This is a genomic window from Kitasatospora sp. NPDC101447 (assembly GCF_044767225.1).
Lineage (GTDB): Bacteria > Actinomycetota > Actinomycetes > Streptomycetales > Streptomycetaceae > Kitasatospora.
This window is the reverse complement of sequence record NZ_JBIWNL010000019.1, coordinates 28,648-50,199: the sequence shown is the minus strand read 5'-3', so window position 1 is coordinate 50,199 and position 21,552 is coordinate 28,648. Positions and strand designations below refer to the sequence as shown.

The following is a 21,552-nucleotide window of genomic DNA, read 5'->3' as shown; positions in this document are numbered from 1 at the left end:
CAGGCCTACTTCACAACGGAGTGGGAAGTCGTCCCCATCGACTTCCCACTCCGCTCGCACAACCCGACCTGGAGGAACCCGCCATGGACCCCGCTCACCTCACTACCTGGCGCAAGAGCACCTACAGCGGCGGGTCAAACGGCTGCATCGAGGTCGCCGACGGCTTCACCGGCGTCATGCCCGTGCGTGACTCCAAGGACCCCTCCGGCCCGGCCCTCGTCTTCTCCTCCTCCGCCTGGCGGTCCTTCGTCACCGCCGTCCGCACCGGCGAATTCGACGCCTGACAGGCCTACTTCGCAACGGAGTGGGAAGTCGACCGAATCGACTTCCCACTCCGTTCGCACAACCCGACCTGGAGGGAACCGCCATGGACCCCGCTCACCTCACCACCTGGCGCAAGAGCACCCACAGCGGCCAAGGCGGCCAGTGCGTCGAGGTGGCAGACGGCATCCCTGGCCTCATGCCTGTCCGTGACTCCAAGGACCCGAGCGGCCCGGCGCTCGCCTTCTCCTCCTCCGCCTGGCAGTCCTTCGTCACCGCCGTCCGCACCGGCGAGTTCGACGGCCAGTAGTCGCGCCTTCCACCGGAGTGTGGGAAGTCGGTCCCGCCGACTTCCCACTCCGTTCGCCCCCGGCGGCCCGGTGTCAGGTGGTCGCCAGGAGGAGCGCTCCGAGGGCGGCGGTGACGAGCACCGTCAGCAGGACTACGCGGGCGCGGTAGGCGTTCCTGGCCTTGTCGTCGTCGAACATGCCGAAGAAGCCCCCCATCACAAGGAAGTACGCCACCGCGGCCATGACCGTCAGGGTCGGGTCGGTCCGGGCGACCTGCAACAGGCCCAGCCACGCCGCCGAGAGCGCCCCCGCGGCCGCGGCGAACGGCCACCCCGTCACTCCGCGCAGCCGCTCCCGGGCGTGCCTGGCGCGCTCGGTGAGGTGTCGGCGGGCCGGGCCGGGCGGGTGTGGTGGCCGGGGCTTGCGGGCCGTCCACAGCACGGCCACACCGATCGCCGCATTGAGGCCGAGGAAGCCCAGGAGCGGGGCCGGGGAGTCGGCTTCGCCGGGAAGTTCGGGCACGACCCGCCCGGCCGGGTCCACCCGGACGGTGACGGTGTCCCCGGGCTTGAAGCGCTGCGAGTCCGGTACGAGGTCCCCGCCGGGAACGGCCCCGCCGTCCCTCGGGAGGAGGGTGTAGGACCGCACCACGCCCCGGCCGGTCCTCTCGACCTTCTCCTGCAGCACCACGGCGCTCACGTCCTCGCCCGAGCGCAGCACCAGGTTGTGCCAGGCGCCGGTACCGGCCAGGCAGGCGAACAGGGCCGCGACGGCCGTGGCCGCGATCAGGGTGCCCTCGTCCTTCCCGAGCCCGCGCCTCCCGTCGGTGTCGCGCCCCGCCGCGAGCGCGGCACCGACGGCCACGGGGTGGAGGAGCCCGAGGAGGACGGCGGGGAGCGTACCGGCGTACACGTCCGCGGCGATGACGCCGAGGATGATGCCGGTCGAGACGGCGATGACGCCGAGCGCGTGGCCGAGCCGGCGGCGGCGCCCCTCGCGCACGGCCCGGCCGCGGCGGGCGGTCGTCAACCGAACGCCTTGCGGATGTTGTCCCACTGCTCGGGCGGCAGGTCGTCGCGTGTCTCGTCGCGCGGCGGGTGGAAGGAGATGGAGCTGATCGCGCCGGCGATCGCCGGCAGCCATTCCTGCCAGTACTCGGCCTGCTCGGTGGTGAAGACGGCCGCGACGACGTGGGGGCTCCACGGGTGCGGGATCAGGAACTCCACCTGCCGCACGGTGGTGGCGGCCGGCTGCGGCACGCCGTAGAGCGCGCCGGGCACCGTCACCGGCACGTCGCGCACGGCCACCGCGGCACGTCCGGGGGGCAGTTCGAGCACGCCGACGTCGGCGTGCGGCCAGGTGGCGGCCAGCCGGTCTGCGATGCGCTGCGGGTAGCTGCCCGGGGGGCCGGTGTTCTCGGGGCGGACGAAGACGGTGAACACGCCGACGACCGGGGCGCCGTCCGAGGCCCGTGCCAGGCGGGCGGACAGGTGGACGGCGCCTTCGCGCAGCTGGTTCTGCAGGGCGCTCTCGGTGGCGACGGTGAGGCTGAGCCGCTGCTCGGGGCCGGCGTCGGCGAAGACGGTGTCCAGGGCGGCGGCGGTGCGTGCCATCCGCTCGCCCGGGTCCTCGGTGAGGTCGACGGCGGTGAAGCCGTCGGGCGGGGCGAGCCAGAGCGGGGCGAGCCGGAGCGGGGGTGTGTCAGCGGCCATGGCCCCTCATCCATCCGTACAGTCCGAAGGCGTTGCCGACCGCGAGGACCCCGCCGGCGACCTTGGCCGGCCCACTGCCGCCCCAGGCCATGCCGGCGGCGCCCATGACGTTGGCGGCGCCGGTGGTGTTGTTCACCGCGCTGTTGAGGCCGTCGCCGGGCGTGTCCGTGAACAGGGTGGCGGCGGTCGGTACGGCCAGGGCGAGCGAGGTGGCGCCCTGGACGCCGTCGGAGAGGTCCTGGGCGCGCTCCAGGGGGACGCCGAGTTTCAGGGCCGGTTTCTCGACCGCGACCCGGAACAGCGGGTTCTGCGGGTCGAGGTACGTGACCCCGCGGACCCCGGAGGCCACCTCCGAGGCCCCGGCCCTGGCGCCCGCGGCGGCCCCGGCCCTGGCGCCCGCGGCGGCGCCCGCCTCGAAGCCCGCCTTCACCGCGGCGGCCCCTCCCTTGGCCGCCGCCCCGAGCAGCGGCACGGCGCCCAGGAGGTCCCCGGACAGGGTCAGGTAGTTGCCGACCTTGTCCCAGGTCGGGGGCCACAGTCCCTTGGCGCCGTACTGCGTGGCGTGCGCGCCGGCCGCGGCGAGGCTCAGGGCGACGGCGGCCAGGGCCAGGGGCGGGAAGAAGATCGCCGCGACGCCGGCGACGCCCGCGGCGACCGTCAGCAGGTCGGCGCCGTGCTTGCCGAACCAGTCGCCGACCTTGTCGAGCCAGCCGGGTTCCGGCGGGGCCTTGCTGTCGGCGGCCTTGCGGATGGCGTCGGCGGTCCTGCGCGCGTCGCCGGTGTGGGTGGTGTGCAGGGTGGCGCCCTGGCTCTGCAGGTGGCCCAGTTCGTCGCCCGCGCTGCGGACGGTGGCGGCGGCCTCGTCCAGGTGCTTCTTGGCCGCGTCGTAGCGGGCGGTGGCGTCGGCGAGGGAGGCGTCGTCGGGGAAGGTCTGCCCGGCCAGTTCGAGGTCGGGGTGGGCGGCGGCCGCGGCGCGGGCCTGTTCGGCCTCCGTCTTGTGCTGCCGGGCGGCGAGCGCGGCGCGCTCCAACTCCGCCGCTCTGGGCTGGTGTTCGGCCAGGGCCTTGTACCAGGTGTCGAGGGCGCCGTAGGCGGTGGTGATCGAGTCGGAGGCGTCCTTGAGGTAGTCGGGGAGCTCGCCGAACTTCTCGGCGAACGCGTCGGCGGCGGCGCCGGTCCACTGGCCCTCGTGGCGGGAGAGCTGCGCGAGCGTGGTGTGGATGCCGCCCAGGTGGCCCGCGACCCGGCGCAGGGTGGCGCTCAGGGCGGTGACGGCGCCCTGGTCGCCGGGTGCGGGGTCGAAGCCGAGGCCGGACCAGGCGGCGGGCTGCTGACCGTCCATCAGGCGGCCTGCGGGGTAAAGGCCTTGACGATGCTCTGCTCGGTGCCGTCGTACTCCCGCTGGATCCTCTCCAGTCCTTCGACGAGCACCTTGACGGATTCGCGGACCTTGCCGAGCCCGTAGTCCCAGGTGTCCTGGAAGTGCCTGCCGGCGTCCTCCAGGAAGTCGTAGCCCAGCCCGGCGCGGCCCGCGCCCTTCAACGCCTGCAGTCCCTGGTCGAGTTCGTCGCCGCAGCCCTTGAGGTCCCGGCAGAGCTGGGCAACGAACTGCGGGCTGACCGTGAAGTCCGCCATGGAACAACCCCCGTGTGTTGATCACTGTTTCGGCGAGAGGCTAACCGGGGGTCCGTGCACGTCCGGCCTGCGTTGACGCAACCCGTACGCGGCCCATACGGCTTCCGTTCACGACCGGTGGGGCGCGCGGGTGCGTGGGGGCGAAAGGGGCGCACGGGGCCCGGAGGTACTGCCGGTTCCACTCTGGCGCCGCCGGACGATCTCTGACACCATCTCAGCCTACGTGAACGAACCGTGTGCCAATCGTTCACTCAGCCTGCACAACAGTCGTAGCGCGTCACCGAGAAGATCTGAGGCCTGCCATGAAGACCCTACGGACCCACACCTCACACCTGCTGACGGTCGTGCTGCTGCTCCTGGGCATGATGACCGCCGCGTCCGCGCAGGCCCAGGCGGCCCCGCAGCGGGTCGCCGGCTCCACGACCATCTGCTCCTTCTCCCCCATCCCCGACGGGTGGGTCGTCACCAGCTCGTACAGCAGCTGGGGCTGTCCCGGCTCCGGCGTCTCGTACACGATCACCGACACGGCCGGGCAGACCAACCTCGCCATCTGCTCCTTCTCCCCCAAGCCGGCCGGGTGGGTGGTGACCAGCTCCTACAGCAGCAACATCTGCGCGGGCAGCGGCGTCGCCTACGGCTTCCGCAACGTCGCCAACGACACCAACGCCAGCGCCTGCTCGATGACCCCGATACCCACCGGCTGGGTCATCACCAGCTCCTACAGCAGCAACAACTGCGCGGGCACCGGCGTCGGCTACTCGCTCCACAACACCGCCAACGACACCCGCGTCGGCACGTGCTCGATGACCCCGATCCCCACCGGCTGGGTCGTCACCAGCTCCTACAGCACCAACAACTGCGCCGGCACCGGCGTCGGCTACACCCTCGTCAAGATCACCACGGAGACCTACGCCGTCGTGTGCTCCTTCTCCCCGCTGCCCGCCGGCTGGGTCGTCAGCAACTACTACCCCAGCAACAACTGCTACGGCAGCGGCGTCGCCTACAACATCCGCAAGGCCTGACCCGGCAGCCGCCGCACCACCGCCCCGGGCCCGTGAGGCGCCGCGGGGCCCTGCCGCAGTGACATCGCCGGCGGGCGAGGTCACTGCGGCCTGCGCGGCGCAGCGCGGACGTCGAAGGGCGCGGTGCCCCCGTCGGCGCCGGGGCGCCGCCCCCCCGCCCCCTCTCCCTCCCCCCTCGGGCCCCGCAGGAGTGGGCCGGTGTGCGCCGAGTGGAGCCCACGGCTGGTGACCGGGCGCACGCGAACACAGGCTGGGCCCCGGTGCTGCCCGTCCGGACCCTGCGGTGGCGGGCGGTGCCGCGCGGGGCCGTCCCGACCGGGGCGGCCGGGGGCGTGAGAGACGGGAACACGACGTGGAACAGGACACCGGTCCGAGCACCCTTCGCCAGCAGCCCCCGGTCACCGTCACCCCCGGAACGGAAGCCCCGTGATGCCCGCCGCCGTGCCCCGGCGCCGGCGCACCGTACGGCGGCTGCGGGCCGCGCTCGCGGCGGGCGCCGCCGTGTGCCTGCTGGCCGGCCCCGGCGCGCTGCCCGCCCACGCCGCGCCCCGCGCCGCGCCCCTCGGCCCGCCGGGCGTGACCGGGGTGCGGATGCCGCTGGGCACGGTCGCCCACAGCGCGGGCCGGGCCCGCTTCGAGCCGGGCCCCTGCCCGCGGACCGCCGACCCCGCGCCCCCCATCGAGGGCGCCCGCTGCGGCACCCTCACCGTCCCCGAGAACCGCTCCCGCCACGACGGGCGCACCATCACCCTGGGCGTGGAGATCGTGCCCGCCGCCACCGGCCGGCCGGCACCCGACCCGATCGTGTGGCTGGCCGGCGGGCCCGGCGACGACGCCGTCTCCGAGATCCAGCTGGCCCTGAACGGCGGCCTCAACCGCGACCGGGACGTCATCTTCATGTCCCAGCGCGGCACCTACTCGGCCCGCCCGGCCCTCACCTGCCCGAACATCGACCGGTTCACCGCGGACACCCTCGACCTGGTCTACGGCGCGCCGTCCACCCGGGACCTGCACGTCGAGCAGACCCGCGTCTGCCGCGACGACCTGGCCGACCGCACCGGCGACCTCGGCGCGTACGACAGCACCGAGAGCGCCGCCGACTACGCCGACCTGCGCGAAGCGCTGTGCCTGGAGGAGTGGAACGTCTTCGGCATCTCCTACGGCTCCGACCTGGCGCTGCTCTACATGCGCGAACACCCCCGGGGGATCCGTTCGGTCGGCATCGACGGCATCCTGCCGCCGTCCCTGGCCGGCGGCGCCGCGACCTGGCAGGCCGCCCGGGAGGGCTTCGACGGCATCTTCGAGGCGTGCGCGCGGCAGAGTGCCTGCAACGAGCGCTATCCGGACCTGAAGGGCACCTTCGAGCACCTGGTCGGGGAGCTGGAGGCCCGCCCGGTGACGACCACGGTCAGCGTGCCGGGCCGTGCGGAGCCGGTGGCGGTGACCCTGGACGGCGGGGTGCTGGTGAGCTGGCTGACCTTCGCGAGCCATCTGGCGCCGGGCGTGCCCCGTTCGATCGACGAGCTGGCGCACGGGAATCCGCAGCGGGTGGCCGAGCAGTGGGCGGGCGGCAAGCTCGGCCCGCAGGCGATCGGGCGGCTCTCCCACGGCCTGGCCTACGGGGTGTTCTGCGGCGAGTGGACGCCGTTCGAGAGCGAGGCGCAGGTGACCGAGGCGGGGCGGCGCGCCTTCCCGTCGTTCCCCGAGTCGGTGCTGGTCAACGCGCCGGGGCTGGCCTGGCTGCACGAGGACTGCCGGGCCTGGGACGTGCCGGCCGCGCCCGACTCGGTGCGGGAGGTGACGCGCAGTGCGATCCCCTCGCTCGTGCTGTCCGGCGGGTTCGACTCCCAGACCGCCCCGAGCAACGGCCCCTACGCCGCGCGGACGCTGAGCCGTTCGACCGAGGTGACGGTGCCCTACGTCGCCCACGTGGTGTTCGCCGACTCGGCGTGCGCGCAGTCGATCACCCGGTCGTTCTTCGACACGCCGGGTGCCCCGGACACGGGCTGCCTGGCGGGCCTGCAGCCGCCGGTGTTCGAGATCGGGGCGTGAGGCCGGGGCCGGCCGCGCTCCATCGCGTCCCCCGGCGCCCCGCTGCTCCCGGCCGGCCGGGGCGGCGGGGCGCCCGGTCAGGGGGCGGCGGCGTCCGTCTCCTGCGCCCACTGCTCGCGCGGGCGCAGTCCGGCGAGGATCCTGCGGGCTTGGTCGCGTACGCCGGCGTCGTCGTCCGCCGTCAGTTCGTTCAGCCGCTCGACGAGTGCGTCGCTGCCTTCGGTCGTCGTCCAGTGGGGGTCGGCGTTCAGGGCGGCGTGGAGTTCGTCCGCGGTCCAGGTCTCGGCCGCGCGGCTGACGGCCAGGAGCACGCAGCGCAGGCCTGCGGTGTCCGCGCGGGCGAGGAGGGCCTGGGCCGTTTCCTGGGTGACGGCGGTGTCCCGGTCGTCCAGGAGGAGGCGGTGGAGGACGTGGGCCACCTCGCCGATCCCCTCCGATGCCGCGAGGCGGCGCCCGGCGGCGGCGCGCACGGCCCAGGAGGGCGCGTCGGCGTCGCGCAGCGCTGCGGCCTGTTCCCGGTCGTCGGAGGGGGTCATGATCCCAGGGTGTCAGGGGGCGTGCCGGCCCGCGCCCGCGGGGTGCGGGGGGCGGCCCGGGGGGCGTGGGTGGGGCGGGGCCCCGCCGTCCCTGCCCGAGGGGGCGGCGGGGCCCTTCTTCCCACCCTGCGCCAGGTGGTGTGCGGGCTGCGGTCAGCGGACCGCGGCCAGGACGGGCCGCGCGGCCGGGGCGGCCGGGGTGGTGGCCGGGGCGGGTGCGGGGGCCGTGGTGGTGGCGGGCGCGGCGGTGCGGCAGTCGTCGGTGAAGGCGAGGGCGCGCAGGTGGTAGGGGCGGGCGGCGTGGCCCAGGGAGAGGTTGTGGCCGGCGCCGTGGGCGGTGACCAGGTGGGCCAGGCCCGGGGGGAAGGCGGCGGTCAGGGCGGTGCGGTGGGCGGTGTCCAGGCGCCACCAGTGCTCGTGTTCGGCGAGGGTCAGGCGCACGGGCACGCGGACGCGGGCGGCGAGGGCGGCGTAGCGGGCGGGCCAGTCGGCGAGTTCGCGGGATTCGAGGGCGGGGACGGGGGTGAGCAGGGTGCGGGCGGCGTGGAAGGTGCCGGGCGGGTAGAGGCCGAGGGGGCCCCAGTTGAGGCGGCCGCCGCCGGCGAGGTCGTCGGGGCGGTCCCAGGCGCCGGGGGCGTAGTGCTGGGCGAGGCCGTTGATGTCGGCGCCGAGCAGGGGCAGGCGCGGGTGGTGGGGCCAGTGGGCGGCGAGGTGGAGGGCGATCTTGCCGCCGAAGGAGTGGGCGAGGAGCTGGACGCCGGCGCCGGTGGGGTGGGCGCGGGCGTAGTCGGTGAGGGCGGCGTGGAGGGTGGCGGCCTGGTCGGCGATGAGCTGGCCGGCGGGCAGGCGGTGGGCGGAGGCGCCGTGGCCGGGGCGGTCGATGGCGAGGACGGTGTAGCCGAGGTCGGCGGCCAGGGTGAGCAGGCTGGTGTCGGGGTGGGCGGGGCCGGCGAAGTAGGCGGCGCGCATGCCGCGGCCGTGGATGGCGAGGATGACGGCCTTGGGTTCGCCGTGTTCGGGTTCGGCGACCAGGGCGGAGAGCGGGATGCCGGCGGCGTCCAGGACCAGGGAGCGGGTGCGCAGCGGGTCGTTTCTCATGCCAGGGCCCCGGTGCGGGCGGTGTCGAGGGTGGTGAGCCAGGTGTCGAGGTCGTCGGTGCGCATGAGGGCGGTGCCGACGAGGAGGGCGGCGTAGCCGGCGTCCAGGAGGCGGGCGGCGGTGTGGGGGTCGGTGATGGCGGAGGCGGAGACGGGGGCGCGGCAGCCGGCGGCGCGGACGGCGGGCAGCAGGCGCAGGCTGCGTTGGAGGTCGCCGGGGTCGCGTTCGCGGGTGCGGATGTCCTTGTTGTTGACGGCGACGACGCAGCGGTCGATGTCGGGCAGGTGGTCGAGTTCGTGTTCGTCGGTGATCTCGACGAAGGGGGTCAGGCCCAGGGTGAGGGCGCAGGTGACCAGGCGGTTGAGGGAGGTGGCGGGGAGCAGGGCTGCGGTGAGCAGGACGGCGGAGGCGCCCATGGCGTGGGCGGCTTCGAGTTGGGCGGGGCGGGTGAGGAAGTCCTTCTGCAGGACGGGCAGGGTGGTGGTGGCGGTGACCTCGCGCAGCAGGCGGGTGGTGCCGCCGAACCAGCGGCCGGTGACGACGGACAGGCAGGGGGCGCCGGCCTGTTCGTAGCGGGTGACGAGGTCGGTGACGGTGCGTTCGCCCAGGAGGTCGTTGCCGTGGGGGTCGCGGAGTTTGACTTCCATGATGAGGGGGCGCCGGGCGGCCAGCAGGGTGTCGATGAAGGTCATACGGCGGCCTCCTGGAGGCGCGGGTGCCAGGCGCGGGTGAGGGCGGTGACGGCGTCGCGGGTGAGGCGGCCGGTGCGGTCGCGGGCGGCGGTGTCGATGTCGGCGCCGGCGTACAGGGGGTGGTCGGTGACGGTGCGGTAGGTGTCGCGGTTGGCGGTGTTGAGGCCGCCGGCGAGGAGGAAGGGGATGGTGAGGCGGGGCAGCAGGGCGTGGACGTGGTCGGGGTCCAGGCTCTGGCCGGTGGAGCCGACGCGGCCGTCGTCGGTGACGGTGTCCAGGAGGAAGAGGTCGCATCCGGCGCGTTCGAAGGCGCCGGTGAAGGCGCGTTCGAGGCAGCGTCCGCGGGAGAGGTGGAGGACTTTGACGAGGACGGCGTAGGGCAGTTTCTCGCGCAGGTCGGCGACGAGGGCGGGGTTCTGGTAGGCGTGGAGCTGGATCCAGCGGATGCCGGTGGCGCGGGCGAGGCGGGCGAGTTGGTCGGCGTCGTCGAGGAAGGTGACGAGGACGGGTTCCAGGCCCAGGCGGATGGCGGTGGCGGCGAGGTCGGCGAGGCGTTCGGGTTCGAGGTCGGCGGGGCCGTCGGGGACGCCGTGCCACAGGCCGACGAGGGTGGGGCCGGTGTCGGCGAGCAGGGCGAGGTCGGCGCGGGTGCGGGCGCCGCAGACCTTGAGGTGGCCGGGGCGCAGGGCGCGGGCGGGGGCGAGGGCGGGGGCGGTCATTTGCCCAGTCCCAGCATGGCGGCGATGCGGTTGTACTGGATCTCGTTGCTGCCGGAGTAGATGGTGCCGGCGACGGCGTTGCGCACGTCCTTCTCCAGTCCGTATTCGGACATGTAGCCGTTGCCGCCGAAGACCTGGACGGCGGCGAGGGAGGTGGCGAGGTTGGACTCGCTGGTGAGGAGTTTGGCGATGGCCATGTCGACGGTGACGTTGTCACCGGCTTCGAGGCGCTGGGCGGTGTCGTAGAGCCACTTGCGGGCGGTTTCCAGGCGGATCTTGGTGTCGACGATCTTGTTGGCGACGGACTGGTAGGAGCCGATGGGCTTGCCGAAGGACATGCGGGTCTTGGCGTAGTCCAGGCAGCGGTCCAGGCGGTGCTGCATCTCGCCGGTGTTGACGATGAAGGAGTAGAGGATCTCGCGTTTCATGACGTGGTCGAGGACCATGAAGCCGCCGCCGACGCGGCCCAGTACGCGGTCCTTGGGGACGCGGACGCCGTCGAGGAAGAGTTCGGACAGCGGGGAGGTGCGCAGGCCCATCTTCTTGATGGGGCTGCCGCAGCTGAGGCCGGGCATGTCGGCGTCCAGGAGGAAGGCGGTGACGCCGAGTGCGCCGCCCTGGGGGTGGGTGCGGGCGTAGACGACGATGACGTCGGCGACGGGGCCGTTGGAGACGAAGGTCTTGGCGCCGGTGAGGACGAAGTCGTCGCCGTCGCGTACGGCGCGGGTGCGCATCTGCATGGCGTCGGAGCCGCTGTCGGACTCGGTGATGGCGTGGGCGCCGATGGCCTCGCCGGAGGCGATGCGGGGCAGGTAGGCCTCTTTGAGGGCGGGTGAGCCGAAGGCCTGCAGGGGGACGCCGGTGGAGGCGATGGAGGTGGTGACGGAGAAGTTGAGGCCGCCGTCGCGGCAGGTCTGGCCGAGGCCTTCGAGGACGTACATGGTGGTGAGCAGGGACTGGCCCAGGCCGCCGTACTGTTCGTCGAAGGGCAGGGAGAGGATGCCGGTCTTCTGGATCAGGCGCCACTTGTCGTGGGAGAAGGCGGCCTGTTCGTCGCCTTCGATGTGGCCGGCGCTCAGGTCGTCGCCGAAGCGGGCCAGGCCCTCGCGCAGGGCCTTCTGGTCGGCGTTCCAGCGGATCACGGTGTTGCCGCCTTCCTCCCGGGCCCGCCTTTCGGGGGCCCGGGGTGGCAGGCCGGCGCACGGGTCGCCGGCGTTCGTCTGAACAGAAGGTCTCGCGCTCGGGGCCGGGGCGCTGCGGGCGCTGCGGCCCGCCGGGCGGAAGGTGTCGCGCCGGGGGCGCCGGGCTCCCCGGGCTCCCCGGGAGCTGCGCCCGTTAGTAGGCGGAGGAGTTGTGGGCGTCGAGCTGGTGGACCTCGTCGCCGCGCAGGGCCGGGGAGAAGACGCAGACCAGGCGCAGGTCCTCGTGGGGGCTGGCGACCAGGTAGTGGGCGTCGTGCTCGTCGAGGGCGTACAGGCGGCCGGGGGTGATGGGGTGGGAGTTGCCGTCCATGTCGATGACCTCGCCGGAGCCGGCGATGCAGTAGCAGGCTTCCAGGTGGTTGCGGTACTCCAGGCGGGACTTGGTGCCGGCGTTGACGATGGTGTCGGTGAGGCTGTAGCCGAGGCCGTCGCTGGCCACCAGGAAGCGGCGGGACAGGCCGTTGCCCCACTCGACGGTCTTCACGTCGGCGATGTCGCGGATCAGCATGCCGGTTGTTCCTCTCGGGTGGTGGTGCTGGCGGGGGTGAGGGTGGTGGTGCCGGTGCTGGTGGTGCTGGTGGTGCTGTGGGCGGTGGTGCGTCCGCCGGGTGCGTCCGGCTGTGGGGGACGGGTGGGGCGGAGGTCGGTGAGGAAGGCGCGCAACTCCTCGACGGGGTCGAGGCCTTCGGTGTGGGCGTGTTCGATGCGGGCGACGGCGGCGGAGCCGACGATGGCGGCGTGGGCGCCGCTGTCGGCGACGGCCGTGAGGTCGGCGGGGGTCTTGACGCCGAAGCCGACGGCGACGGGGGTGGTGGGGGCGGCGGTGCGCAGGGCGGTGACGGTGTCGGCGAGGGCGCGGTGGCCGTGGGCGGGGGTGGTGCCGGAGCGGCCGTAGTGGGCGACGAGGTAGACGTAGGCGCCGGCGGCGCCGTGGGCGGCGGCGGTGAGGACCTCGGGGGTGGAGGCGGGGTAGCAGGTGGTGACCTGCGGGAGGCCTTCGTCGTGCAGGGCCTGCTGCCAGGCGGGGCGTACGCGTGGGGGCAGGGCGTGGACGAGGAGGGCGGCGGCTCCGGCGCGGGTGACGGCGCGGGCGGTGGCGGCGGGGTCGCGGTGGCGCAGGCTGTGGCTCCAGTCGGCGAGCAGGACGACCTTGAGGCGGGTGAGTTTCGGGGTGAGGTCGGCGAGTTCGGCGAGGACGGTGTCCAGGGTGGTGCCGGCGTCGAGGGCGCGGGTGGCGGAGCGGCGGATGACGGGGCCGTCGGTGGGCGAGTTGGGGAAGGGGACGGCGAGTTCGAGGACGTCCGTGCCGTGGGCGTCGAGCATGTGGGCGAGGTCGGCGAGGCGCCCGGCGGGGTCGCCGGCGTTGAGGAAGACCGCGAGACCCAGGTCGCCGTCGGGGAAGAGGGGTTCAGACACCGGCTGCCTCCCGGGGGCGGGCGCCAAGGCGTTCGGCGAGCGCGCGGGGGGCGCCGTCGGCGAGGGCGTCCAGGGCGGTGGTGTAGGCGGTGTGCCAGCGGGTGTGGCGGCCGCTGGCGAGGGCGAGGGCGGCGGCGTTGAGCGCGATGGTGTGGGTGGCGGTGTCGCCGGCCTGGGCGCTGAGGGCGCGCAGGAAGTGGCCGGTGAGGTCGTCGGGGTGCGGCGCGAGGTCGGCGAGGGTGCCGGTGTCGGGGGCGACGGATCCGGCGGGCAGGTGGATGGCGCCGTCGGGGGTGTGGAGGGTGTTGTCGGCGAACGGCAGGAGCTCGTCGGCGCCGGCGCTGTTGTGGGCCAGCCACACGGTGCGGGTGGCGGTGCGGGCGGCGAGGGCGCGCAGGGCGTCCAGCGGGGCGGCGGCGCAGGCGCCGGTGAGCTGGGCGGTGACGGGGACGGTGGCGAGCAGCGGGCCGAGGGTGTTGAGGAAGGCGCCGAAGGGTTTGAGGGTGAGGGGGTAGAGGATGCGGGCCAGGCGGGTGAGGGCCGGCGGGTAGACGTGGGGGCCGGCGAAGGCGATGCCGTGGCGGGCGAGGTGGTCGGCGGTGGCGGCGTGGCCGGAGGTGAGGGTGATGCCCAGGCGTTCGAGGAGGTCGACGGAGCCGGCGGCGCTGGTGTAGGCGCGGGAGCCGGTTTTGACGACGGGGATGCCCATGGCGGCGGCGGTCAGGGCGGCGGCGGTGGAGAGGTTGAAGGTGGCGGGTCCGCCGCCGGTGCCGACGATGTTGACGCTGGCCGGGTGGGCGGGGCCGGGGTCGGGGGCGCGTTCGGTGAGGGAGGTGGTGAGGGCGGCGAGGGTCGCGGGCTCGGGCAGGCGGGTGGTGAGGCTGGCCAGCAGGGCCGCCGCCTGGGCCCGGTCGCTGTCGCGGGCCGGGCCCAGGGTGCGTTGCTCCAGCTGGTCCCACCACGAGCGCCAGGCTTCCAGGGGTACCGGGCGGCCGGCGAGGAGTGCGGTGAGGGCCGGGTGCATGGGATCAGCCGCCCACCGTGGCGCTGGCCGCGGCGCGGCGTTCGGTGATGAAGGCGTCGATGGCGGCGACCGAGCGGAAGTTGTTCGGGTCGAGGTCGGTGTCGTCGACGGGCAGGGAGAAGTGGTCCTCGACCCAGGCGATGAGCTTGAGGACGCCGAGGCTGTCGATGACGCCGTCGGAGAGCAGGTCGTGGTCGTCGGCGAGCTGCTCGGGGGTGACGTCGGGCAGGAACTCCTCGATGAGGAACCGCTTGATCTGGGTGATGTTGCTCATGGTGGCAACTCCCTTGTGTGGTTGATGAATTGGGAAAGGGATGGGTGGTTCAGGGGGTGGGCAGGACGGCCTTGCGGTCGATCTTGCCGGTGGCCGTCTTGGGCAGGGGCTCGTCGTGGATGGCGAGCTTCTCGGGGACGGCGGCGCGCGGCAGGTTGCGGGCCAGGTGCTCGCGCAGGGTGAGGGTGTTGAGGGTGGAGCCGGGGGTGCGCTGGACGGCGGCGTGCAGGCGTTTGCCGGTCAGCGGGTCGCTCGCGGCGGCGACGGCGGCTTCCAGGACCTCGGGGTGGGTGAGCAGGACGCGTTCGATCTCGGCGGTGTTGACGGCGACGCCGCGGACCTTGACCTGGAAGTCGGAGCGACCGGTGAGGTGGACGCGGCCGTGTTCGTCGCGGGTGACGAGGTCGCCGGTGCGGAACCAGCGCCGTCCGGCCCCGGCGCCTTCGGGCTGGGTGGTGAAGCGGCCGGTGTCACGGGAGCGGTCGAGGTAGCCGGCGGCCTGGAAGGGGGTGGAGACGTACAGTTCGCCGCTGCCGGGGCCGTCGAGGGGGGTGCCGTCGGGGGTGGCGATGAGGGTGCGCACGCCGGGCAGCGGGCGGCCGATGGGCACGGGCAGGGCGGCGGCGGCGTCCAGGCGGTCCAGGTGGTGCAGGAAGCTGTCGTTGGTCTCGGTGCAGCCGTAGATGTTGTAGAGGCGGGCGGCGGGCAGCAGGGCGGGCAGGGCTGCGAGGGTGCGGGCGTCGATGGCGTCGCCGGTGAACGCGGCGTGTTCGACGCTGTCCAGGGCGGTGGTGCCGGCGGCCTGCAGGAGCAGGGCCCAGGCCAGGGGGACGGCCTGCATGACGTGCGGGCGGTGGCGGGTGAGCTCGGCGAGCAGGTGGCGGGCGTTGAGCGCGTGGGCGGGGTCGATGAGCAGGCAGGTGCCGCCGGCGGCGAGGGTGGCCCACACGTCGAGCAGGGCGAGGTCGAAGTTCAGCGGGGCGTAGTTGGCGACGACGCGGCCGGGGCCGAGGTCGAAGGTGTCGTGGGCCCAGGCGGTGAAGCGGTCGACGGCGCCCTGCGCGAGGGGGACGATCTTGGGCAGGTCGGTGGAGCCGGAGGTGGTGAGCATGAACGAGGTGCCGGCGGCGAGGGTGGGCCGCGGGGCGGTGTGGGCGAGGGCGGGCAGGGCGGGGGTGTCCTGGCCGCGGGGGGTGAGCAGGCGGCGGGCGCCGGCCTGGGCGAACAGGGCGGCCAGCAGCGCCGGGGCGAGCTGCGGGGAGGGCAGCAGGAAGGGGCGGCGCTCCATCAGGCAGGCCAGGACCAGGGCGACGGCCTCGGGTGACTTGACGGCGAGCAGGCCCACCGGTTCCCCGGGTGCCAGGTCGAGGGCGGCCAGGCGCTCGCGTTCGGCGTCGGCGAGGGCGGCGAGTTCGCCGTAGGAGACGGTGCGCTCGTGCCACAGCAGGGCCGGGGCGTGGGGCCGGGTGCGGGCGTGGGCGGTGAACGCGTCGGGCAGCGGCAGCGGGGCCAGCGCGGCCTCGGCGGCGGCGGTCGCGGCATCACCGTCGGCGGCGGTGGTCGCGGTGGCGGCCCCGGCGGCGGCTGTGCCGGTGGCGGCGGCGGTGGTGGCTGTGCCGGTGGCGTGGGTGGTCATCGGGGTCACTCCCCCGCCGGCGCGATCCGCGCCCAGCCGGCCTTGACCGCGGTGCCCGCGTCGGTGGCGATCGTGAAGCGCACCACCGTGGCGCCGTCGTAGGGCTGCAGCGTCAGGCGCAGCTCGGTGGCGTGGAGGGTGGGGGCGGCGAAGCGGGCGCCGAGGGCGGTGACGCGGGAGGGGTCGCCGCCGGCGTGGCGGTCGGTGATCTCCTCGGCGGCCAGGGCGACGAGGTGCATGCCGTGGGCGATGGCGGCGGGGAAGCCGGCTGCCCGGGCGGCGGAGTCGTCGAGGTGGATGGGGTTGAGGTCGCCGGAGGCGTTGGCGTAGGCGGTGGTGTCGGCGGCGGTGAGGGTGTGGGTGAGGGTGAGGGGTTCGCCGTCGGGGGTGGTGCCGGGGTGGGCGGCGGGGGTGAGGGTGCCGCGGGCCTCGGTGCGGGTGGCGCCGACCAGCAGGGCGGAGGTGTCGAGGTCGGCGATGGGGGTGGCGGTGGCGGCGTCGGTGATGCGGGTGGTCAGGGCCAGGCGGGTGCCGCGGGCTTCGCGGCGTACCGCGGTGAGTTCGACGCTGACGTCCACCTCGCCCGGGGCCAGGGGGGTGTGGGTGCGGATCTCCTGGGCGAGGTGGACCACGCCGGTGAAGCCGTCGTCGCCGGCGGTCAGGGCGGTGACGGTGTGCTGGGCCAGGGCGTGGGCGGCGACGAAGGGGTGGGCGGGGCTCGCCGCGCCGGCGCCGTCGGGGGTGGGCAGGGCGGTGCGGGCGGCGGCGCGGTAGGCGGCCAGGTCGCCGGCGGTGACGGTCAGGCGGGTGCGCGCCGCGGGCGCGGGGGGCGTGGTCGCGGGCGCGGGGGCGGGCGTGGTCGCCGGCGTGGTCGCGGTCGCGGGGGCCGGGGCGGGCGTGGTCATAGCGGGGTCACCACCAGGGTCGAGTTGTGGCCGCCGAAGCCGAACGAGTTGGACAGCGCCGCGCCGCTTCGGATGGGGCGGGGTGCGGTGTGGACGACGTCGAGGTCCAGGCCCTCTTCGGTCTTCTCGTGGTTGGCGGTGGGAGGGACGGTGCGGGTGTTCATGGCCTGGACGGCGGCGATCAGCTCGACGGCCCCGGCGGCGCCGATCAGGTGGCCGATGGCGCCCTTGGTGGAGGTGACCGGCACGGCGTGCGGGCCGAACACGGTGCGCAGGGCGGCGGCTTCGGCCCGGTCGTTGTGCACGGTGGAGGTGCCGTGGGCGTTGACGTGGGCGATGTCGGCCGGGCTCAGGCCGGCGTCGGCGAGGGCGGCGCGCATCGCGGTGACCGCGCCGGCGCCGTCGGGACGCGGGTTGGACAGGTGGTAGGCGTCGGAGCTGGAGCCGTACCCGGCGAGCAGCGCGTAGGGGGTGCGGCCGCGGGCGCGGGCGTCGTCCAGGCGTTCCAGGACGAGGAAGCCGGCGCCTTCGCCCATCACGAAGCCGTCGCGTTCGGTGTCGAAGGGCCGTGAGGCGCGGGCGGGGTCGTCGTTGCGCTGGGAGTGCGCGCCGAGGTTGCCGAACGCGGCGAGGGTGACCGGGGTGAGGGTGGCCTCGCAGCCGCCGGCGATGACGACGTCCGCGCGGTGGGTCTCCAGGAGCAGGGCGGCGTGGCCGATCGCGTCCGCGCTGGAGGCGCAGGTGGTGGCGATGGTCAGCGCCGGGCCGCTCCACGCCAGGCGCATGGCGATCTGGGCTGCGGCCGCGTTGGGCATGGTGACCAGCGGCATCAGCGGCGAGACGCGCAGCGGCCCGTGCTCGGTGTAGAGGGCGGACTCGCGGTCGCTGGTGGTGCGCCCGCCGACCGCGTTGCCGACGACGATGGCGCTGCGCCCGGGTTCGGGCCGGGGGCTTCCGGCGTCGGCGTGGGCGGCCAGGGCGGCCAGGGTGCCGTAGTGGGCGAAGGGGTCCAGGCGGCGGGCGTCCTTGGCGGGCACGGGCCCGTCGGCGGGCAGGGCGCTCACGCGGCAGCCCAGGCGTACCCGGTGGCGGGCCAGGGCCGGGTCGGTCAGGGCGGTGGCGGTGGAGCGTCCGGAGGCGACGGTGTGCCAGAACTCCTGGACGGTGTGGCCGGCGGGGCTGACCACGCCGAGGCCGGTGACGGCGATCGGGGGGCGGGTGTGCGGGGCCATGGCGTCCTCTCCTCTGCGGGCCGGGTGGTGGCGGGGGCTCAGATCAGACCGGTCTGGGCGGCGGCGGTCAGGAACGCGTCGGCGGCGAAGTCGATGTCGGCGGCGGTGTGGCGGGCGGTGACGGCGATGCGCAGCCGGGCGAGGTCGTTGGGCACGGCGGGGGTGACGACGGGCAGGCCGATGACGCCGGCCTTGCGGCAGGCGGTGGCGTAGTCGTAGGCGGCGTCGTCGGAGCCGGCGATGACGGGCAGCACGGCGGTGGTGGAGTCCATGGTGGAGATGCCGGCGGCGTTCAGGCGCTCGCGCAGGCGCTGGGCCTGGACCTGGGTGTGGGTGACGCGCTCGGGTTCGCGGCGCAGGATGCGCAGGGACTCCAGGGCGGCGCCGGTCTGGGCGGGGCCGAGGGCGGCGGAGAACAGGAACGGGCGGGCGGCGTAGCGCAGGTGGCCGATGAGGTCGTGGCTGCCGGCGATCCAGCCGCCCATGGAGGGGATGGCCTTGGAGAGGGTGCCGAGCTTGACGTCGACGCGGACCTTGTGGTCGAAGTGCTCCTCGATGCCGCCGCCGGTCTTGCCGATGACGCCCAGGGCGTGGGCCTCGTCGACCATGAGGAGGGCGTCGTAGCGGTCGCAGACCTCGCGCAGTTCGGGCAGCGGGGCGATGTCGCCGTCCATGGAGTAGACGCTGTCGACGATGACCAGGCGCACGCCGGTGGGGGAGGCGGCCTTGAGGCGGCGCTCCAGGTGCTCGACGTCGTTGTGGCGGAAGCGGGTGACGGTGGCACCCGAGAGGCGGCAGCCGTCGACGATGGAGGCGTGGTCGTACTTGTCGATCAGGACGGTGTCGCCCTGGCCGACGAGGGCGCCGACGGTGCCGACGTTGGCGGCGTAGCCGGAGCCGAAGACCAGGGCGCGTTCGCGGCGGGCGAAGCGGGCGACCTCGGCTTCGAGTTCCTCGTGCAGGGGGATGGTGCCGGCCAGGGCGCGCACGCCGTGGTTGCCGGTGCCGTAGACGTCGACGGCGGCCTTGGCGGCGGCCACCACGCGCTCGTCGCCGGCCAGGCCGAGGTAGCTGTAGCCGGACATCATGAGCAGGCGCTCGCCGTCGAGGTCGCAGTAGGCGCTGTCGCGTTCCATGGTGTAGGCGACGAAGCTGTTGCGCCGGGAGGGGTCGGACTCCAGTGCGGCCACCCGGGCGTTCGTTGCGGCGAGCTTCGGCTCCAGGCGGTCCCATGCTCCGGTGGCGTTCACGGGCGTTTCTCCTTCACGGCTTCACGGCTGTCGCGGCTGTCGCGGTTTGCGGGGCTGCGTGGTGGGGCTTGGCGGGGTGCGGGGCTGGACGGCGGGGCTTGGCGGGGTGCGGGGGGTGCGGGGCTGGACGGCTTTCGCGGATTTCACGGATTCCCGGTTTCCCGGTTTCCCGGTTCCCGTTTCCGGGCCTGCCGGTTTCCGGGTTCGCTTCCGGTTTCGGTCCGGTTTGTTTCCGGCTGCTTCCGGTTGCTTTCCGGCCGGGGCCGGGGTGTTCGGGGTCCGGGGCGACTTCGGGCGGGCTTTCTCGAAGCGTTCACGCGGGGTGCTCAAGGATGGCTACATTTCTACGGCAGGATGCGCAAGGCATCCGCAATAGGCGCTTCGCCGGCCTGCGGTTCCGCTCTGACGTGCGGAAACCTTGCGTCCACGACGCATCGACCGGCCGGCGGGTATGTTTTCGCGGCCGGTGTTGACACCGCGCCTCGCGGCGAATGTATGGTCAAAATCCGCCGAAACCGAACGGCTGGTCGGCGGCTATTTGCTCTGTTCCGGGTTTCCCATGCCGACGGCCCGGCACGGGCCGTCACTTCCGCTTTGGCTCAAGGGGGTTGGAGCTACGTTGAACGGCTTCAGGGAAGACAGTCCGTCCGGCAGATCGGGGGCGCGGCGATGCTGATCCGCCTCACCGGTCTGGTCGCGATCGAGCACGAGGACGGTGCCCCGCAGCACCTGTCCAGCGCCCAGGCCCAGGTGGCGTTCGCCCGCCTGGTGCTGGAGCGCTCCGGCGGCACCAGCCGCGACCAACTGGCCGACACCATCTGGCCCGACGGGCTGCCCGACACCTGGGCCTCGGCGCTGCGCAGCGTGGTGAGCCGGGTGCGGGCCTTCGTCACCGACCCGGGCCAGGGCCCGGGCGCGACCCCGCTGATCGCCCAGGGCGGGCGCTACGTGCTGCGCCTGCCGGCGGACGCGGCCGTGGACCTGGAAGCCGCCGCGTCCGCGGTCGGCGAGGCCGGGGAGGCGCTGGCCGCGGGCAGCCACGCGGTGGCGCAGCAGCTGGCCGCCGGGGCGCTGGCGAACCTGCGCGGGGCGTTCCTGCCCGACCACGAGGGCGAGTGGGCCCAGGGGGTGCGCGAGCACGTGGACGAGCTGCGGATCAGCGCGCTGGAGACCGCGAGCCTGGCGGCCTCCGCGCTCGGCGAGGAGCACCACGCGCTGCGCTGGGCCGACGAGGCGGTGCGCCGCGCCCCGTTCCGCGAGAGCGCCTACCGCTGCCGCATGGAGGCGCTGGCCGCCTCCGGCAACCGCGCCGAGGCGCTGCGCTGCTACCAGCAGCTGCGCCAGGTGCTGGCCGAGGAGCTGGGCATCGACCCGGCCGCCGAGACCCAGGAGCTCTACCTCGCGCTGCTGCGCACCCCGACCCCGGCGCCGCCCGCCCCGGCGGCGGTGCGCCCGGTGGACCCGGTGCTGATGGGCATCTTCGAGCCCCTCGCGCTGATCCGCCTGCCGCGCCCGGCCCCCACCCCGGTGCGCGCCGCCTGACCCGCGGGCCGTCCGCCCCCGACCCCCACCCCCACCCCGGGAGGGGCGGACGGCCCCGCGGCCCTGCGGCCCGGCCGCCGGCTCCCCTCCCCTCTCCCCGTGCCCCGGCCACGGGACGCCGGGGGCCGCGCGGCGCCGCCCGTCTGCTCCCGCGCCCCCCCTCTCCGCTTCTCCCCGCCCCTTGTCCGCTGCCCCGTCCGCCCCGCCTACGCGGCTCCACTTCCCGCGCGGCACACCGGCGTACGGCGCCCCCTGCCCCCTTCTCCCCCACGCTCTGTCCGCTTTTCCCTGTCCCTTCCTCCGCTGCCCCGGAAGCCCCGTCGGTGCCGCGGGCCGGCTCCGGTGCGGCTGTGCTTCCTGCGCGGGGCCTGCCCGGCGCGCCGGCGGGCGCGCGGTGGGGCCGGGCGGCGCTCCCGGGTGCGGTGAGCCGCCGGGCGCGCCCGGCCGGTGGGGTGTGCGGGCGGGGTGTGCGGGCGGGTGCGGCCTTGCCCGTCCTGCGCCGGGGCGTGTTGCGGAGGTGTTGCGGTGGGCGTGGCAGACGGCCTTGCCGTAGTAGCGTCGGGGCGTGAAGTCGCGCGCACGGCGCGGTCTTTGGCCATCGGACGGACGGGGGTCGAGCGTTGGGAAGGGGTGGTGGGTGTGGGACGGGCACGCGTGGCGGCGCGGGTGATCGTGCACCCTGGTGTGGAGGACGTGAGCGTCCAGCAGGTGCTGGAGGCGCTCGCTGATCCGGCCCGCAGGTCGGTGGTACGCACGCTCGCGCACTCCCGGGCGGACTTGAGTTGCGGTTCCTTCGACCTGCCGGTCGGGCGTTCGACCTCCAGCCACCACTTCGGCGTGCTGCGCGAGGCGGGGCTGCTGCGCCAGTACTACGTGGGCACGACCAAGATGAACGCGCTGCGCAGCGAGGAGCTGGAGCGGCGTTTCCCGGGTCTGCTGTCGGCGGTGGTGGCCGCCGCGGACGCGGAGGTGCTGGACACCGCGCCGTCCTGACAGCGCTCCCTCCCGGCACCGGGCCCTGCCGGCACCGGTTCGCGTTCCCGGGCCCGCGGCA

The 21,552-nt window shown here is 74.7% G+C and carries 23 protein-coding genes; 6 read left to right on the top strand and 17 right to left on the bottom strand.

What is annotated here, in order from left to right; all coding sequences use genetic code 11:
* The first annotated feature begins 83 nt into the window (after nucleotides 1-83).
* Nucleotides 84-284, top strand: a complete 201-nt coding sequence (locus ACIRST_RS25305; RefSeq protein ID WP_402804483.1) for a DUF397 domain-containing protein — start codon at nucleotides 84-86, stop codon at nucleotides 282-284.
* Nucleotides 285-367: 83 nt separating this feature from the next.
* On the top strand, nucleotides 368-571 hold the full coding sequence (locus tag ACIRST_RS25300; protein WP_402804481.1) for a DUF397 domain-containing protein: 204 nt from the start codon (nucleotides 368-370) through the stop codon (nucleotides 569-571).
* A 73-nt stretch (nucleotides 572-644) separates the two neighbouring features.
* Here the strand turns inward: ACIRST_RS25300 and ACIRST_RS25295 are convergent, their stop codons facing one another.
* From ACIRST_RS25295 to ACIRST_RS25280, 4 genes are read right to left on the bottom strand one after another with little or no spacing between them, the layout of a single operon-like run.
* Nucleotides 645-1,580 carry a hypothetical protein gene (locus ACIRST_RS25295; RefSeq protein WP_402804480.1) on the bottom strand — a complete coding sequence of 312 codons (936 nt, stop codon included), beginning with the start codon at nucleotides 1,578-1,580 and terminating at the stop codon, nucleotides 645-647.
* Nucleotides 1,577-2,263: a hypothetical protein gene (locus tag ACIRST_RS25290; RefSeq protein WP_402804478.1), complete on the bottom strand. Its 687-nt coding sequence runs from the start codon at nucleotides 2,261-2,263 to the stop codon at nucleotides 1,577-1,579. Before ACIRST_RS25290 ends, ACIRST_RS25295 begins: the two co-directional genes overlap by 4 nt.
* Complete coding sequence (locus ACIRST_RS25285; protein WP_402804475.1) at nucleotides 2,253-3,605, bottom strand: WXG100 family type VII secretion target; 1,353 nt, start codon at nucleotides 3,603-3,605, stop codon at nucleotides 2,253-2,255. The genes ACIRST_RS25290 and ACIRST_RS25285 overlap by 11 nt, the downstream gene beginning before the upstream one ends.
* Complete coding sequence (locus ACIRST_RS25280; protein WP_402804474.1) at nucleotides 3,605-3,898, bottom strand: hypothetical protein; 294 nt, start codon at nucleotides 3,896-3,898, stop codon at nucleotides 3,605-3,607. The genes ACIRST_RS25285 and ACIRST_RS25280 overlap by 1 nt, the downstream gene beginning before the upstream one ends.
* Nucleotides 3,899-4,200: 302 nt before the next feature.
* Between ACIRST_RS25280 and ACIRST_RS25275 the strand changes: the two genes are divergently transcribed.
* Both ACIRST_RS25275 and ACIRST_RS25270 read left to right on the top strand, forming a co-directional pair.
* Nucleotides 4,201-4,920: a hypothetical protein gene (locus tag ACIRST_RS25275; RefSeq protein ID WP_402804472.1), complete on the top strand. Its 720-nt coding sequence runs from the start codon at nucleotides 4,201-4,203 to the stop codon at nucleotides 4,918-4,920.
* Nucleotides 4,921-5,349: 429 nt separating this feature from the next.
* Complete coding sequence (locus ACIRST_RS25270) at nucleotides 5,350-6,972, top strand: alpha/beta fold hydrolase (protein ID WP_402804470.1); 1,623 nt, start codon at nucleotides 5,350-5,352, stop codon at nucleotides 6,970-6,972.
* A gap of 77 nt (nucleotides 6,973-7,049) precedes the next feature.
* Here the strand turns inward: ACIRST_RS25270 and ACIRST_RS25265 are convergent, their stop codons facing one another.
* The 13 genes from ACIRST_RS25265 to ACIRST_RS25205 all read right to left on the bottom strand — a co-directional run bounded on the left by ACIRST_RS25265 (nucleotide 7,050) and on the right by ACIRST_RS25205 (nucleotide 18,956).
* Nucleotides 7,050-7,508: a hypothetical protein gene (locus ACIRST_RS25265; protein ID WP_350519322.1), complete on the bottom strand. Its 459-nt coding sequence runs from the start codon at nucleotides 7,506-7,508 to the stop codon at nucleotides 7,050-7,052.
* Between the two features lie 153 nt (nucleotides 7,509-7,661).
* The gene (locus ACIRST_RS25260; RefSeq protein WP_402804468.1) at nucleotides 7,662-8,606 is read right to left on the bottom strand and encodes an alpha/beta hydrolase; all 945 of its coding nucleotides are present in this window, start codon (nucleotides 8,604-8,606) and stop codon (nucleotides 7,662-7,664) included.
* On the bottom strand, nucleotides 8,603-9,298 hold the full coding sequence (locus ACIRST_RS25255; RefSeq protein ID WP_402804466.1) for an indole-3-glycerol-phosphate synthase: 696 nt from the start codon (nucleotides 9,296-9,298) through the stop codon (nucleotides 8,603-8,605). The genes ACIRST_RS25260 and ACIRST_RS25255 overlap by 4 nt, the downstream gene beginning before the upstream one ends.
* Nucleotides 9,295-10,017, bottom strand: a complete 723-nt coding sequence (locus ACIRST_RS25250; RefSeq protein ID WP_350519319.1) for an N-(5'-phosphoribosyl)anthranilate isomerase — start codon at nucleotides 10,015-10,017, stop codon at nucleotides 9,295-9,297. Before ACIRST_RS25250 ends, ACIRST_RS25255 begins: the two co-directional genes overlap by 4 nt.
* Nucleotides 10,014-11,159: an acyl-CoA dehydrogenase family protein gene (locus tag ACIRST_RS25245; RefSeq protein WP_402804464.1), complete on the bottom strand. Its 1,146-nt coding sequence runs from the start codon at nucleotides 11,157-11,159 to the stop codon at nucleotides 10,014-10,016. Before ACIRST_RS25245 ends, ACIRST_RS25250 begins: the two co-directional genes overlap by 4 nt.
* A 193-nt stretch (nucleotides 11,160-11,352) precedes the next feature.
* Nucleotides 11,353-11,727, bottom strand: a complete 375-nt coding sequence (locus ACIRST_RS25240; RefSeq protein ID WP_350519317.1) for an ectoine synthase — start codon at nucleotides 11,725-11,727, stop codon at nucleotides 11,353-11,355.
* Nucleotides 11,721-12,635: a tryptophan synthase subunit alpha gene (gene trpA, locus ACIRST_RS25235; RefSeq protein WP_402804462.1), complete on the bottom strand. Its 915-nt coding sequence runs from the start codon at nucleotides 12,633-12,635 to the stop codon at nucleotides 11,721-11,723. Before trpA ends, ACIRST_RS25240 begins: the two co-directional genes overlap by 7 nt.
* Nucleotides 12,628-13,659: a hypothetical protein gene (locus ACIRST_RS25230; RefSeq protein ID WP_402804460.1), complete on the bottom strand. Its 1,032-nt coding sequence runs from the start codon at nucleotides 13,657-13,659 to the stop codon at nucleotides 12,628-12,630. The genes trpA and ACIRST_RS25230 overlap by 8 nt, the downstream gene beginning before the upstream one ends.
* A gap of 4 nt (nucleotides 13,660-13,663) precedes the next feature.
* Nucleotides 13,664-13,933 (bottom strand): acyl carrier protein, encoded by a 270-nt coding sequence (locus ACIRST_RS25225; protein WP_350519314.1) that lies wholly within the window; start codon nucleotides 13,931-13,933, stop codon nucleotides 13,664-13,666.
* A 49-nt stretch (nucleotides 13,934-13,982) separates the two neighbouring features.
* Nucleotides 13,983-15,569, bottom strand: a complete 1,587-nt coding sequence (locus ACIRST_RS25220) for an AMP-binding protein (protein WP_402804458.1) — start codon at nucleotides 15,567-15,569, stop codon at nucleotides 13,983-13,985.
* A gap of 5 nt (nucleotides 15,570-15,574) precedes the next feature.
* Nucleotides 15,575-16,474: a MaoC/PaaZ C-terminal domain-containing protein gene (locus ACIRST_RS25215; RefSeq protein WP_402804456.1), complete on the bottom strand. Its 900-nt coding sequence runs from the start codon at nucleotides 16,472-16,474 to the stop codon at nucleotides 15,575-15,577.
* The gene (locus tag ACIRST_RS25210) at nucleotides 16,471-17,706 is read right to left on the bottom strand and encodes a beta-ketoacyl-[acyl-carrier-protein] synthase family protein (protein WP_402804454.1); all 1,236 of its coding nucleotides are present in this window, start codon (nucleotides 17,704-17,706) and stop codon (nucleotides 16,471-16,473) included. The genes ACIRST_RS25215 and ACIRST_RS25210 overlap by 4 nt, the downstream gene beginning before the upstream one ends.
* A gap of 38 nt (nucleotides 17,707-17,744) precedes the next feature.
* Nucleotides 17,745-18,956 carry an aminotransferase class I/II-fold pyridoxal phosphate-dependent enzyme gene (locus tag ACIRST_RS25205; RefSeq protein ID WP_350519310.1) on the bottom strand — a complete coding sequence of 404 codons (1,212 nt, stop codon included), beginning with the start codon at nucleotides 18,954-18,956 and terminating at the stop codon, nucleotides 17,745-17,747.
* Nucleotides 18,957-19,625: 669 nt separating this feature from the next.
* Here ACIRST_RS25205 and ACIRST_RS25200 point away from each other — a divergent pair.
* Together ACIRST_RS25200 and ACIRST_RS25195 are read left to right on the top strand one after the other, a co-directional pair.
* The gene (locus tag ACIRST_RS25200) at nucleotides 19,626-20,498 is read left to right on the top strand and encodes a BTAD domain-containing putative transcriptional regulator (RefSeq protein ID WP_350519309.1); all 873 of its coding nucleotides are present in this window, start codon (nucleotides 19,626-19,628) and stop codon (nucleotides 20,496-20,498) included.
* A gap of 639 nt (nucleotides 20,499-21,137) precedes the next feature.
* A complete protein-coding gene (locus ACIRST_RS25195) occupies nucleotides 21,138-21,491 on the top strand; it encodes an ArsR family transcriptional regulator (RefSeq protein ID WP_350519308.1) in 354 nt (117 codons plus the stop codon).
* Nucleotides 21,492-21,552: the final 61 nt, after the last annotated feature.